Raw genomic sequence first — 13,782 nt, forward strand, 5'->3', positions numbered from 1 at the left:
GATGATCTCCGGGTTGAGCGCGAGGCCGCGGGCGATGCCGATGCGCTGGCGCTGGCCGCCGGAGAACTGGTGCGGGTAGCGGTTGATGTACTCCGGATTGAGTCCGACGACGTCGAGCAGCTCCTGCACCTTGCGGCGCCGGCTGCCCTTCGGGGCGACCTCGGGGTGGATCTCGTACGGCTCCCCGATGATGTCGCCGACCGTCATGCGGGGGTTGAGCGAGGTGTACGGGTCCTGGAACACCATCTGGATGTTGCGGCGGACGGCCTTGAGGGCGCGGCCGGACAGCTTGGTGATGTCCTCGCCCTTGTAGCGGATGGAGCCGGCCGTGGGCTTCTCCAGGTGCACGAGCAGCCGGGCGACCGTCGACTTGCCGCAGCCGGACTCCCCCACGACGCCCAGCGTCTCGCCGGCCCCGAGGTCGAAGGTGACCCCGTCGACGGCCTTGACCGCGCCGACCTGCTTCTTGATGAGGATGCCCTGGGTCAGCGGGTAGTGCTTGACGAGGTCGCGCACCTCCAGGATCGGTTCGCCGCCCGCGTAGGCGCTCTCCTGCCGCGACTTGGACAGCAGGGTGCGCGCCGTCTCGCCCTCCTCGCGGGCCTCCTTGCGCCCCGAGTGGTCAGCGTGCATCGAGCGTCTCCTTCCAGAAGTGGCAGGCGCTCTGTCGGTGCTCGGCCACGTCGTACAGCGGCGGCACGTCGGTGCGGCAGACGTCCTGGGCCATCGGGCAGCGCGGGTTGAAGGCGCAGCCGGGCGGGATGTTCAGCAGGTTGGGCGGCAGCCCCTTGATCGCGTACAGCTCCTGGCCCTTCTGGTCCAGGCGCGGGATCGAGGCCAGCAGACCCTTGGTGTACGGGTGGGCGGGTGCCTTGTAGATGTCGTGCACGGGCGAGGTCTCGACGATCCGGCCGGCGTACATCACGGCGATCTTGTCGGCGACGTCCGCGACGACGCCGAGGTCGTGGGTGATGAGGATCAGGCCCATGTTCAGTTCGCGCTGGAGTTCCGCGAGGAGGTCCATCACCTGGGCCTGGACGGTGACGTCGAGGGCGGTGGTCGGCTCGTCGGCGATGATCAGGGAGGGCTCCAGGGCGAGCGCCATGGCGATCATGATGCGCTGGCGCATGCCGCCGGAGAACTGGTGCGGGTAGTTGCCCACCCGCTCCTTGGCCGCCGGGATGCGGACCCGGTCCATCAGCTCGACGGCCTTGGCCTTCGCGTCCTTGCGGGACATCCCGCGGTGCACGACGTACATCTCGCCGAGCTGCTCGCCGACGGTCAGGACGGGGTTGAGGGAGGACAGCGCGTCCTGGAAGATCATGGCCATCTCCTGGCCGCGGATCTTCCGGCGCTCGTCCTTCTTCATCGTCAGCAGGTCGCGGCCCTTGAACAGGATCTCGCCCTGCGGGATCTTCCCCGGGGGCATGTCGAGGATGCCCATGACCGCCTGCGCGGTGACCGACTTGCCGGAGCCCGATTCGCCGAGCACCGCGAGCGTCTCGCCCTCGGCCACCGAGTAGTTGACCCCGTTGACGGCCTTCACGACCCCGTCCCGGGTGTGGAACTCCACGTGCAGATCGCGCACTTCGAGCAACATGGCGGCGGACTCCTCAGCGCAGCTTGGGGTCGAGGGCGTCGCGCACCGCGTCGCCGAGCATGATGAAGGCCAGCACCGTGACCGCCAGCGCGCCGGCGGGCCACAGGAGCATGTGCGGGGCGTTGCGGATGTACTGGGAGGCGGCGGAGATGTCGATGCCCCAGGAGACGGCGGGCGGCTTCAGGCCGACGCCGAGGAACGACAGGGTCGCCTCCAGCGAGATGTACGTGCCCAGCGCGATGGTCGCGACGACGATGACCGGGGCGACGGCGTTCGGCGCGATGTGCCGCAGCATCATCCGGCCGTTGGACGCGCCGAGGGCCCGGGCGGCCTGGACGTAGTCGTTGTGCTTGGCGGTGATGACGGAGCCGCGGGCGATGCGGGCGATCTGCGGCCAGCCGAGCAGGACGATGAAGCCGATCACCGGCCAGACGGTGGAGCTGGTCACCACGGAGAGGAAGACCAGGCCGCCGAGGACGACGGGGATGCCGAAGAAGATGTCGGTGAGCCGGGACAGGATCGCGTCCCACCAGCCGCCGAAGAACCCCGCGAGGCCGCCGAGGACGCTGCCGATCAGGGCGACGCCGAGGGTGGAGCAGATGCCGACGGTGACGGAGTTGCGGGCGCCGTACACGACCCGGGTGTAGACGTCGCAGCCCTGTCCGTCGAAGCCGAAGGGGTGGCCCGGCTGGGAGCCCTCCTGGGCCTTGCCGAGGTCGCAGTCGAGCGGGTCGCCGGACGCGATGAGCTGCGGCCAGATCGAGATGACCACCAGGAACAGGATGATCAGCGCGGAGATGATGAAGACCGGGTTGCGGCGCAGGTCGCGCCAGGCGTCGGACCACAGGCTCTGCGGTTTGGTGCCGGGGCCGGCGTCCCCGGGGCCGCCGGGGGTCTTCTCCAGGCTGTCGCCCTCCGCGAGCGCGAGGTCCGTCGGTCCGCCGGCTCCGGCGGCCGAGATCGCCTCGTCCGGTGTCTGCTCAGGCATAGCGGATCCTCGGGTCGAGTACGGCGTAGAGGAGGTCGACGATCAGGTTGGCCGCCAGGAAGACGAGCACCAGGACGGTGACGAAACCGACGACGGTCTGCGAGTTCTGGCGCAGGATGCCCTGGTAGAGCTGGTAGCCGACGCCGTGGATGTTGAAGATCCGCTCGGTGACGATCGCTCCGCCCATCAGCGCGCCCACGTCCGTACCGATGAAGGTGACGACGGGGATCAGCGAGTTGCGCAGCAGGTGCCGGATGACCACGCGGCGCCGCGGCAGCCCCTTGGCGGTGGCGGTGCGGACGTAGTCGGCGCGGGTGTTCTCGGCGATCGAGGTCCGGGTGAGCCGGGTGACGTACGCCAGCGAGACGGAGGCGACCACCAGGCCCGGGACGATCAGCTCGTCCAGCGGGGCCTCGGGCGAGACGGACGGCTTGATGACGCCCCACTCGACGCCCAGGAGCAGCTGGAGCAGCAGACCGGTGACGAAGGTCGGGACGGAGATCACGATCAGCGTCAGGATGAGGACGGTGGTGTCGACCGGCCGGCCGCGCCGCAGCCCGGTGACGACGCCGAGGCTGATGCCGATGACGATCTCGAAGACGATCGCGACGAGGGTGAGGCGGATGGTGATGGGGAATGCGGTGCCCATCAGCTCGGTGACCTCCTGCCCGTTGAACGCGGTGCCGAAGTCGCCGGTGAAGACGTTGCCCATGTAGGTGAGGTATTGCTGCCACACCGGCTTGTCGAGGCCGAACTCCGTGCGGAGCTGGGCGGCGGTCGCCGGGTCGCACTGGCGGTCGCCGCAGAGACCGGCGATGGGGTCACCCATCACGTTCACCATCAGGAAGATCAGCAGCGTGGTGCCGAAGAAGACCGGGATCATCTGCAGCAGCCGCCGGATCACATAACGTCCCATGCAGGGCTCCGGGGGTCGCGGGGACGGAGGCTTGAGGAGGCGGGGACGGGGAAGCCGGGCGGCCGGTGCGTCACCGCACGGGTCACCCGGCTCCGTCCCTTACTTGACCTTGATCTGCTCGTACACCGGGACGCTGAACTGGTTCAGCGAGACGTTGGTGACGTTGTCCGAGTAGCCGGCGCTGCCGTTCTGGTACCAGAGCGGGATGACGGGCATCTGCTGGACCATGACCTTCTCGGCGTCCTGGAAGGTGGAGACGGCCTTGGCCTTGTCCGACTCGGCGTTGGCCTTGTCCACGAGGTCGTCGAACTTCTTGTTGCTCCACTTGCCGTCGTTGGAGGAGGCGTTGGTGTAGTAGACGGGCTGCAGGAAGTTCTGGATGAGCGGGTAGTCCATCTGCCAGCCCGCGCGCCAGGCGCCGTGCAGCTTCTGCTGGGAGACCTGGCTGCGGAAGTCGGCGAAGGTGCCGACGGGGGCGCCCACGCACGCCTTGTTGTTGCCCATGACCTTGTTGATGCTGTTGCAGACGGCGTCGACCCATTCCTTGTGCGAGCCGGTGTCCGCGTTGTACGAGATCTTGAGCTGGCCGCCGGGGATGCCGCCGCCGTCCTCGATCATCTTCTTGGCCTCGGCGGCGTTGTACGTGCACTCCTTGCCGCAGAGCCCCTTCTTGAAGCCGCCGTCCTCGCCGAGGACCGGGGAGGTCCAGTCGGACGCGGGGGTGCGGGTCTTCTGGAAGATCTGGTCGGTGATCTGCTGGCGGTTGATCGCCATCGACAGGCCCTGGCGGACCTTGACCGCGCCGGGGGTGTCCCAGTTCTTGTCGTAGAACGGGAAGGCGAGGGTCTGGATGATGCCGGCCGGGGTGTTGATGTAGCGGTCGCCGAGGTCCGACGTGACGTTCTTGAGCTGCGAGGCGGGCACGTCGTCCACGAGGTCGAGGTTGCCGGCCGTCAGGTCGGTGTAGGCGGTGTTGTTGTCGGTGTAGACCTTGAGGTCGATGCCGCCGTTCTGCGCCTTGTCGTCCCCGGGGTAGTCGTCCCACTTGCGCAGGCTCATCGAGGAGCCCTTGGTGTACTTCTCGATGGTGTACGGGCCGTTGCCGACGGGCTTGGAGAGCCAGCCGGCGTGGTCGTCGAAGAACGCCTTGGGGAGCGGGGCGAAGGCCGGGTAGCCGAGGGTGTCGGGCCACAGCGAGAACTTCTGCGACAGCTTCACCGTGAAGGTCTTGTCGTCCACCACCTTGAGGCCGGACATGGTGGTGGCGCTCGCCTTGCCGGACTCGGGGTGGACGTCCTCGTAGCCGTCGATGTAGCCGAAGAAGTAGGCGTTCTTCTGGTTGTTCTCCAGCAGGGCGCCGTAGTTCCACGCGTCCACGAAGGACTTGGCGGTGATCTTCTCGCCGTTGCTGAAGGTCCAGCCGTCCTTCACCGTGACGGTGAAGTTCTGGTTGTCCTTGGTCTCGATCTTCTCGGCGAGCATGTTGGTGGCCTCGCCGGTCTTCGGGTCGTACTTCTTCAGGCCCCGGAAGATCATGTCGAGCACCTTGCCGCCCTGCACCTCGTTGGTGTTGGCCGGCTCCAGCGGGTTCTGCGGGTCACCCCAGGAGGAGCTGACGATCCCGTCGGCGCCGCCGCCACCGCCACCGCTGTCGCCCCCGCCGCAGGCCGTCGCCGCCAGCGCGACGGCCGTCGCACATGCGGCCCACTTGACGTGTGTGGCTCGGCGCATGGAGTGCCTCCTCGTTGTGCTCCGGCATACGTGAGGTCAAATATCACCTCATAACGCCATTGCCGCATGCACACACCGGCCATCCGGGGCACTCGTGACGCGCACCCCCGGCGGGGCAGAGCGAGGGGCGCCCCGGAACCGGTCGGTTCCGGGGCGCCCCTCGTCGCGCGCGGCTGGTCACGAGGCCGCGTGCACCACGTCCTTCTCCTCCGCGAAGTGGCAGGCCGACTCGTGGGCGGCCGGCGTCTTCGCGCCCTTGAAGCGCTCGGGGACCGCGAGGAGCGGCACCTCGGTGGCGCACTTGTCCTGGGCCTTCCAGCAGCGGGTGCGGAAGCGGCAGCCCGAGGGCGGGTTGGCCGGGGAGGGGACGTCACCGGAGAGGATGATCCGCTCGCGGCCCTCGCGGGCCTCCGGGTCCGGGACCGGGACGGCCGACAGCAGCGCCTGGGTGTAGGGGTGCGTCGGGTGGTCGTAGATCTCGACGTCCGTACCGATCTCGGCCATCTTGCCGAGGTACATGACGCCGACCCGGTCGGAGATGTGCCGGACGATCGACAGGTCGTGCGCGATGAAGAGGTAGGACAGGTTGAACTCGTCCTGGAGCTTCTCCATCAGGTTGACGACCTGCGCCTGCACCGACACGTCGAGCGCGGAGACCGGCTCGTCGCAGATGATGATCTCCGGGTTGAGCGCGAGGCCGCGGGCGATGCCGATGCGCTGGCGCTGGCCGCCGGAGAACTGGTGCGGGTAGCGGTTGATGTACTCCGGGTTGAGGCCGACGACGTCCAGGAGCTCCTGGACCCTGCGCCGCCGGTCGCCCTTGGGGGCCACCTCCGGGTGGATCTGGAACGTCTCGCCGATGATGTCGCCCACCGTCATACGCGGGTTGAGCGAGGTGTACGGGTCCTGGAACACCATCTGGATGTTGCGGCGCACGGCCTTCAGCGCGCGGCCGGACAGCTTGGTGATGTCCTGGCCCTTGTAGAAGACCTCGCCCGCGGTGGCCCGCTCCAGCGACATCAGCAGCTTGGCCACGGTGGACTTGCCGCAGCCGGACTCGCCCACGATGCCCAGCGTCTCGCCCGCGTACAGGTCGAACGAGATGCCGTCGACGGCCTTGACCGCGCCGACCTGCTTCTGGAACAGGATGCCCTGCGTCAGCGGGAAGTGCTTGACGAGGTTGCGCACCTGGAGGATCGGCTCCCCCTGCGTCACCGGCGCGTCGATGGCGGCTACGGCCTCCGCCTCGGACGCCGCGTCGACGGTCTCCACGTCGGAGACGTTGGGGGTGGCGTCCACGGACTCCTTCGAGATGTCAGCCATGGATCGTCTCCTTCCAGAAGTGACAGGCGCTGCGGCGGCCGGCCAGCTCGGTGCCGTCCTGCTCGGTCACCGGCTGGAGGGCCGGGATGTCCGAACGGCAGATGTCCTGGGCCATGGTGCAGCGCGGGTTGAAGGCGCAGCCCGACGGCACGTGCAGCAGGTTGGGCGGCAGGCCCTTGATCGCGAAGAGCTCCTGGCCCTTCTGGTCCAGGCGCGGGATCGAGGCCAGCAGACCCTTGGTGTACGGGTGCGCGGGGCGCTTGTAGATCTCGTGCACCGGGGCGGTCTCGACGATCCGGCCCGCGTACATCACGGCGATCTTGTCGGCGACGTCCGCGACGACACCCAGGTCGTGGGTGATCAGGATCAGGCCCATGTTGTACTCGCGCTGGAGCTCCGCGAGCAGGTCCATCACCTGGGCCTGGACGGTCACGTCGAGCGCGGTGGTCGGCTCGTCCGCGATGATCAGGTCCGGCTCCAGGGCGAGCGCCATCGCGATCATGATGCGCTGGCGCATACCGCCGGAGAACTGGTGCGGGTAGTCCGAGACCCGGGCCGCGGCGGCCGGGATCTTCACCTGGTCCATCAGCTCGATGGCCTTGGCGCGGGCTTCCTTCTTGGACAGGCCCTGGTGGACCCGGAACATCTCGCCGAGCTGGTAGCCGACGGTGAGGACCGGGTTCAGCGAGGACAGCGCGTCCTGGAAGATCATGGCGATCTTCTGGCCGCGGATCTTCCGGCGCTCCTCGTTGGACATCTTGAGCATGTCCTGGCCGCGGAAGAGGATCTCGCCCTTGGGAATCCTGCCGGGCGGCATGTCGAGGATGCCCATGACGGCCTGGGCCGTCACGGACTTGCCGGAGCCGGACTCACCGAGGACGGCCAGGGTCTCGCCGGCGTCCACGCTGTAGTTGACCCCGTTGACCGCCTTGGCCACACCGTCGCGGGTGTGGAACTCCACGTGCAGGTCACGGACTTCGAGCAGGGGACCGACGTGGTCGTCACCCCGGCGTGCGGACGGGACTTCGGCGGTCTTGTTGATGGTGGCCACGTTCGCCCTCCTATCGCGACTTCGGATCGAGGGCGTTGCGGACGGCTTCGCCGAGCATGATGAACGCCAGAACGGTGATGCTGAGCATGATCGACGGGTAGATCAGGATGTGCTGCGCCACCCGGATCTGGTTCGAACCGGTCGAGATGTCGATGCCCCACGAGATGGTCGGGTCGGCGAGGCCGAGGCCCAGGTACGACAGGGTCGCCTCGGCCGAGATGTACACACCCAGCGAGATGGTGGCGACGACGATCACCGGCGCCATCACGTTCGGCAGGATGTGCCGGAACATGATCCGGGTGGTGCTCGCGCCGAGCGCCCGCGCCGCCTGTACGTAGTCGGACGCCTTGGCGGTGATCACCGCGCCGCGCATGACACGGGCGATCTGCGTCCAGCCCAGGAACGCCAGGGCGAGGACGACGACCCAGACCTTGCGCTCGCTGAAGGACTGGAGCACGACCATCGCGCCGAGCAGGAAGGGCAGGCCCAGGAAGATGTTGGTGAAGCCGGAGAGGATCGCGTCGACCCAGCCGCCGAAGAATCCGGACAGCATGCCGATGAGGCTGCCGAACAGGGTCACCAGCACGGTGACGCACACGCCGACGGTGATCGAGGCGCGGGTGCCGTAGATGACGCGGGCGTAGACGCTGCGGCCCTGCCCGTCGTATCCGAGCCAGCCCTCCGAGCCGATCTTGCTCAGCTCCGGCTTCTTCAGGAAGTGCTTCCCGAGGTCCGCGTGGGTCGCCGAAGCCCCGGTGAACAGGCCGGGGAAGACGGCTATCACCAGGAGGACGACGATGAGGACCGACGACACCAGGAAGTACGGGTTGCGGCGCAGGTCGGCCCAGGCGTCGCCCCACAGGCTGCGCGCCTTGGCGGCCTTCGCGACGGAGGTCGGGTCCGTCACGGGGCCGTGGACGTCCTCGGGCGCGGGTGCGGTCTTGGTCACGTCAGGCATAACGGATCCTCGGGTCCAGGACCGCGTACAGCAGGTCGACGATCAGGGTCATGAACAGGTAGACGAGCACCAGGATGGTGACGAGGCCCACCAGGGTGGTGCCTTCACGCCGGGTGATCGACTCGACGATGGTGCCGCCGACGCCCTTGACGTTGAAGACGGACTCGGTGACGACCGCACCGCCCATCAGGGCGCCCAGGTCGGTGCCCAGGAAGGTGACGACGGGGATCATCGAGTTGCGCATGAGGTGCACACCGATGATGCGGCGCTTGGGGAGGCCCTTGGCGACGGCCGTACGCATGTAGTCGGACCGCAGGTTCTCGGCCATCGTCGTACGGGTCAGCCGGGCCACGTACGCGAGGGAGAGCGATCCGAGCACGATGGCCGGGGTCAGCAGCTCGCCCCAGGTCGTCTCGTTCGAGACGTTGGGGTCGATCCACCCGAGTTGGTCCGCGAAGACGGACTTCACGATGTGCGCCAGCACGAAGACGGGGATCGAGATGATCAGCAGCGTCAGGATCAGGACCACGTTGTCGGCCAGCCGGCCGGCGCGCAGGCCCGCGACCATGCCCAGGCCGATGCCGAGGATGATCTCGATGACGAACGCCATGCCCGCCAGACGCAGGGTCACCGGGAAGGCGTCGCCGAGCACGTCGGTGACGGGGCGCCCGCTGGCGATCTGGTCGCCGAAGTCGAAGTGAAGGAGCATGCCCTTCATGTAGTCCCAGTACTGCACCAGAATCGGCTGGTCCAGTCCGAGCTTGTGCCGCATCGCTTCCAGCGTGGCCGGGTCGGCACCCTTGTCCCCGAAGAGCCCGCGCACGGGGTCGCCGGGCAGCGTGTAGACCATCAGGAAGATCAGCAGCGTTGTCCCGAGGAAGACCGGGATCATCTGGAGCAGTCGTCGTGCGACATAGCGCCCCATCATGCCTCCATGTAATAGGCGGCGGCAGCCGACGGGCCCTCCCCCGCTCCGACTGCCCCTGTGGGTGGGTCGGTTGCGTGGAAGGGCCCCCCGGCCACTGCGAGCGGCAGGCGCGGAACCGTTCTTCTGCGGTCCCGCGCGTGCGCGCGGACTACGTCGGTGTGGTTACTTCTTGACTTCGATCTGCGTCAGGATCGGGTCGCCGTCCTGGGCGTAGTCGACGTTCTGGACCTTCTCCGAGTAGCCGGCGTTGACCTTGTAGTACCAGAGCGGGATGGAGGGCATGAAGTTCACCAGCTCCTTCTCGATCTTCTGGTACGCGGCGACGGACTCCTCCAGGGAGGCGGCGGAGTCGGCCTTCTTGATCTCCGCGTCCAGGCCCTTGTTCGAGAAGTCGCCCTGGTTGCCCGCGGCGCCGGTACGGAACAGGTCCGAGATGAAGTTGGCGTTCACCGGGTAGTCGAGCACCCAGCCGGAGCGGTACAGGGACTTGACCTGCTTGTCGTCACGCGCGTTGGTGTCGGCCTGGAAGTCGGCCTTCGAGTCGCCGGTGCACTTGACGCCGGTCGACTGCGTGATGCTGTTGCAGACCGCCTCGACCCATTCCTTGTGGCCGCCGTCGGCGTTGAACTGGATCGAGATCTTGTTGCCCGGGACGCCGCCACCCTCCTTGATGAGCTTCTTGGCCTTGGCGGGGTCGTACTTGGTGACGTCGCCCGTGGCGTCCTTCTGGAAGCCGAGGACGCCCTGGGCGACCCAGCCGGTGGCCGGCTCACGCGTGCCCTGGAGCACGGTCTTGGTGATGGTGTCGCGGTCGATGCCCATCGACAGGCCCTGGAGGACCTTCGGGTCGATGTTCTTCCACTGGTCGGTGTAGAAGGCGACGGCGATCGTCTGGATGGCCGAGTACGGCTTGTCCACGGCGCGGTCACCGAGGTCGGACCGGTAGACCGGGAGGTCCTTCGGGCCGATCTGGCGCAGCACGTCGACGTTGCCGGACTTCAGGTCCTCGTAGGCGGTCTCGAGGGTGGTGTAGTTCTTGAAGATCACACCGCCGTTCTTCGCCTTGTCGAGACCCTTGTAGTCATCGTTGCGGACGACCTTGATCTGCTTCTTGTGGTCCCAGCTGACGAACTTGTACGCGCCGTTGCCGACCGGCTTCTCACCGGCGGCCTTCGGGTCCGCGTAGAAGGACTCGGGCAGCGGGGAGAAGACCGTGTAGCCGAGCTTGTACGCGAAGTACGGCAGCGGGGCGTTGAGCTCGATGGTGAAGGTGTAGTCGTCCACCTTCTTCAGACCGGACATGACGTCCGACTTCGGCTTGGCCTTGGCGTCCTCCGGGTGGACGTCCGCGTAGCCCTTGATGTCGCCGAACCAGGACGCGTTGGTCTGGTTGTTCTTGATGTTGGCGGCCCAGTTCCAGGCCTTGATGTAGGACTCGGCCGTGACGGGGGTGCCGTCGTGGAACTTCCAGTCCTTCTTGAGCTTGACCGTCCAGAGCTTCGAGTCCTTGGTGTCGACGGACTCGGCGTTGATCATCTCAAGCTTGCCGGACGGGTCGTAGTCCACCAGCTGCGAGAAGATCGCGTCGGTGACGATGCTGCCGTTCGACTCCATCGTGTTGGCCGGCTGCAGCGGGTTCTGCGGCTCGCCGACCTCGACGGAGAAGATGCCGTCCGGGTTCACCGCACCCTTGGCGCTGTTCTTGCTGCCCTTGTCGGCATCGTCGTCGCCGCCACCGCAGGCAGTCGCAGCCAGGGCGATGATGGCCGCTCCCGCGACCCACTTGGCGCTCTTGGCACCACGCATGGGTTTCCTCCTCATGAGTCCACTTTTGACTACAAGAAGGGCACTGGGTTGATCACCGACACCCCTGACGGTGATCGTTTCAGTGCCCTTAGTGTGCTCGTGAGTCGGCGCACTCCCCACAGCGCGTGACCCATTGACCCGAGCTCAATGAAGCCAACTATTAAGTACGACTGGGCCGTAAACCACACTTAAAGGGTCTCGGTTTGACAACATCCGGCCCCCGCAGGGACCAAAATCCGGACAAAGCGATCCCAGACAGACACCCTCGAAACGGACTGTTAACACACGTTTCGGAGAGCAACCTCCGATAATCGGACGAAACTGTCTCGGATGCTGGACAGGCAAGCCGAAAACCGGTTGACCACGGCCGAGGGCCCCCACAGTGTCTGTGAGGGCCCTGGGCTACGGCAATGCCTGGAGCTGACGCATCGTCGGCCGGAAACGGCCTACCGGATACGGATCAGCCGTGCTTGGCGCGCGAGGCGGTGCGGCTGCGCTCCTTCTGGTCGAGGACGACCTTGCGGATGCGGACGGCCTCCGGGGTGACCTCGACGCACTCGTCGTCGCGGCAGAACTCCAGGGACTGCTCCAGCGAGAGCTTGCGCGGCGGGACGATCGCCTCGAACGAGTCGGCCGACGAGGACCGCATGTTCGTGAGCTTCTTCTCCTTGGTGATGTTCACGTCCATGTCGTCGGAGCGCGAGTTCTCGCCGACGATCATGCCCTCGTACACCTCGGTGCCGGGGTCGGTGAACAGCACGCCGCGCTCCTGGAGGTTCGTCATCGCGAAGGCGGTGACGGCACCGGCGCGGTCGGCGACGAGCGAGCCGTTGTTACGGGTCGTCAGGGTGCCGAACCACGGCTCGTGGCCCTCGTGGATGGAGTGCGCGATACCCGTACCGCGGGTGTTCGTCAGGAACTCCGTACGGAAGCCGATGAGGCCGCGCGACGGGACGACGAACTCCATGCGGACCCAGCCGGAGCCGTGGTTCGACATGTTGTCCATGCGGCCCTTGCGGACGCCCATGAGCTGCGTGACGGCGCCCATGTGCTCCTCGGGCACGTCGATCGTCATGCGCTCGACGGGCTCGTACGTCTTGCCCTCGACCTCCTTGGTGACCACCTGCGGCTTGCCGATGGTCATCTCGAAGCCCTCGCGGCGCATCTGCTCGACCAGGATGGCCAGCGCCAGCTCACCGCGGCCCTGCACCTCCCAGGCGTCGGGACGCTCGGTGTCCAGGACGCGCAGCGACACGTTACCGATCAGCTCGCGGTCCAGGCGGTCCTTGACCTGGCGGGCGGTGACCTTGCGGTCCTTGACCGCGGCCTTGGCGTCCGCGCCCTTGCCGGTGCCGCCCCGGCCGACCAGCGGCGAGGTGTTGGTGCCGATGGTCATGGAGATCGCGGGCTCGTCCACCGTGATCAGGGGCAGCGCGACCGGGTTCTCCGGGTCGGCGAGCGTCTCACCGATCATGATCTCCGGGATACCGGCGACGGCGCAGATGTCACCGGGGCCGGCCACCTCGGCGGGCTTGCGGGTGAGCGCCTCGGTCATCATCAGCTCGGTGATGCGCACGTTCTGGATCGAGCCGTCGCGCTTGATCCAGGCGACCGTCTGGCCCTTGCGCAGCTCGCCCTGCTCGACGCGCAGGAGCGCGATGCGGCCGAGGAAGTTGTCGGCGTCGAGGTTGGTGACGTGGGCCTGGAGCGGCGCGCCCTCCTCGTACGTCGGGGCCGGGACGTGCTCCAGGATCGCGGAGAAGAACGGCTCCAGGTTGGTGGAGTCCGCCGGGACGGTGCCGTCCTCCGGCTTGGTCAGCGAGGCGACGCCGTCACGGCCGCAGGCGTAGACGATCGGGAACTCGATCTGCTCCTCGTCCGCGTCCAGGTCGAGGAAGAGGTCGTAGGTCTCGTTGACGACCTCGTCGATGCGGGAGTCCGGGCGGTCCGTCTTGTTGATGCACAGGATGACGGGCAGGCGCTGCTGGAGCGCCTTGCGCAGCACGAAGCGGGTCTGCGGAAGCGGGCCCTCGGAGGCGTCGACCAGGAGCACGACCGCGTCCACCATCGACAGGCCGCGCTCGACCTCGCCGCCGAAGTCGGCGTGGCCGGGGGTGTCGATGATGTTGATGGTGATGACGTCGCCGCCATCCTTGGGGTGGTACTTCACGGCCGTGTTCTTGGCCAGGATCGTGATGCCCTTCTCACGCTCCAGGTCGTTCGAGTCCATCATGCGGTCGTCGAGCGACTCGGCGGCGTGCGCGGCGAACGAACCGGCCTGCTTGAGCATGGCGTCGACGATGGTCGTCTTGCCGTGGTCGACGTGGGCGACGATGGCTACGTTACGGATGTCGTGGCGCGTGGGCATGTGTGGCTTGCGCTTCTCTCGGATCGGGGATTCAGGCGCCTGGGTCGGTCTTGAGTCCTCGTACGCCCGCCGGGCGGACGCGCCACGGCTACTCCCATGGTACGGGGCGGTCG

The 13,782-nt window shown here is 67.3% G+C and carries 11 protein-coding genes; all 11 read right to left on the reverse strand.

Annotated elements, in window-relative coordinates; all coding sequences use genetic code 11:
* Positions 1–633 (reverse strand): dipeptide/oligopeptide/nickel ABC transporter ATP-binding protein (locus tag FKN01_RS09330; protein WP_143618446.1); only part of this gene is annotated, 633 nt, incomplete at its 3' end.
* Complete coding sequence (locus FKN01_RS09335; protein WP_143618448.1) at positions 623–1,600, reverse strand: ABC transporter ATP-binding protein; 978 nt, start codon at positions 1,598–1,600, stop codon at positions 623–625. The genes FKN01_RS09330 and FKN01_RS09335, both read right to left, overlap by 11 nt.
* A 13-nt stretch (positions 1,601–1,613) precedes the next feature.
* Complete coding sequence (locus tag FKN01_RS09340) at positions 1,614–2,588, reverse strand: ABC transporter permease (RefSeq protein ID WP_143618450.1); 975 nt, start codon at positions 2,586–2,588, stop codon at positions 1,614–1,616.
* Positions 2,581–3,504 (reverse strand): ABC transporter permease, encoded by a 924-nt coding sequence (locus FKN01_RS09345; RefSeq protein ID WP_143618452.1) that lies wholly within the window; start codon positions 3,502–3,504, stop codon positions 2,581–2,583. Before FKN01_RS09345 ends, FKN01_RS09340 begins: the two co-directional genes overlap by 8 nt.
* Before the next feature lie 99 nt (positions 3,505–3,603).
* The gene (locus FKN01_RS09350) at positions 3,604–5,235 is read right to left on the reverse strand and encodes an ABC transporter substrate-binding protein (RefSeq protein WP_143618454.1); all 1,632 of its coding nucleotides are present in this window, start codon (positions 5,233–5,235) and stop codon (positions 3,604–3,606) included.
* 177 nt (positions 5,236–5,412) lie between these two features.
* On the reverse strand, positions 5,413–6,558 hold the full coding sequence (locus FKN01_RS09355) for an ABC transporter ATP-binding protein (RefSeq protein WP_143618456.1): 1,146 nt from the start codon (positions 6,556–6,558) through the stop codon (positions 5,413–5,415).
* Entirely contained in the window at positions 6,551–7,609 is a 1,059-nt protein-coding gene (locus FKN01_RS09360; protein WP_143618458.1) for an ABC transporter ATP-binding protein, read from the reverse strand. Before FKN01_RS09360 ends, FKN01_RS09355 begins: the two co-directional genes overlap by 8 nt.
* A 10-nt stretch (positions 7,610–7,619) precedes the next feature.
* Positions 7,620–8,567, reverse strand: coding sequence for an ABC transporter permease (locus FKN01_RS09365; RefSeq protein ID WP_143618460.1), 948 nt, complete (start codon positions 8,565–8,567; stop codon positions 7,620–7,622).
* A complete protein-coding gene (locus FKN01_RS09370) occupies positions 8,560–9,492 on the reverse strand; it encodes an ABC transporter permease (protein WP_143618777.1) in 933 nt (310 codons plus the stop codon). Before FKN01_RS09370 ends, FKN01_RS09365 begins: the two co-directional genes overlap by 8 nt.
* A gap of 165 nt (positions 9,493–9,657) precedes the next feature.
* Positions 9,658–11,301 (reverse strand): ABC transporter substrate-binding protein, encoded by a 1,644-nt coding sequence (locus tag FKN01_RS09375; protein WP_143618462.1) that lies wholly within the window; start codon positions 11,299–11,301, stop codon positions 9,658–9,660.
* A 460-nt stretch (positions 11,302–11,761) separates the two neighbouring features.
* Entirely contained in the window at positions 11,762–13,669 is a 1,908-nt protein-coding gene (gene typA, locus FKN01_RS09380) for a translational GTPase TypA (RefSeq protein WP_143618464.1), read from the reverse strand.
* Positions 13,670–13,782 lie beyond the last annotated feature (113 nt).

The organism is Streptomyces sp. 130 (assembly GCF_007096885.1).
In the GTDB taxonomy this organism is placed as follows: Bacteria; Actinomycetota; Actinomycetes; order Streptomycetales; family Streptomycetaceae; genus Streptomyces.

What these genes read in the sequence shown, in the direction of transcription:
- FKN01_RS09335 (WP_143618448.1), bottom strand. Translation starts at nt 1,600, where the DNA reads ATGTTGCTCGAAGTGCGCGATCTGCACGTGGAGTTCCACACCCGGGAC.
- FKN01_RS09350 (WP_143618454.1), bottom strand. Translation starts at nt 5,235, where the DNA reads ATGCGCCGAGCCACACACGTCAAGTGGGCCGCATGTGCGACGGCCGTC.
- FKN01_RS09355 (WP_143618456.1), bottom strand. Translation starts at nt 6,558, where the DNA reads ATGGCTGACATCTCGAAGGAGTCCGTGGACGCCACCCCCAACGTCTCC.
- FKN01_RS09340 (WP_143618450.1), bottom strand. Translation starts at nt 2,588, where the DNA reads ATGCCTGAGCAGACACCGGACGAGGCGATCTCGGCCGCCGGAGCCGGC.
- FKN01_RS09370 (WP_143618777.1), bottom strand. Translation starts at nt 9,492, where the DNA reads ATGGGGCGCTATGTCGCACGACGACTGCTCCAGATGATCCCGGTCTTC.
- FKN01_RS09365 (WP_143618460.1), bottom strand. Translation starts at nt 8,567, where the DNA reads ATGCCTGACGTGACCAAGACCGCACCCGCGCCCGAGGACGTCCACGGC.
- FKN01_RS09375 (WP_143618462.1), bottom strand. Translation starts at nt 11,301, where the DNA reads ATGCGTGGTGCCAAGAGCGCCAAGTGGGTCGCGGGAGCGGCCATCATC.
- FKN01_RS09345 (WP_143618452.1), bottom strand. Translation starts at nt 3,504, where the DNA reads ATGGGACGTTATGTGATCCGGCGGCTGCTGCAGATGATCCCGGTCTTC.
- typA (WP_143618464.1), bottom strand. Translation starts at nt 13,669, where the DNA reads ATGCCCACGCGCCACGACATCCGTAACGTAGCCATCGTCGCCCACGTC.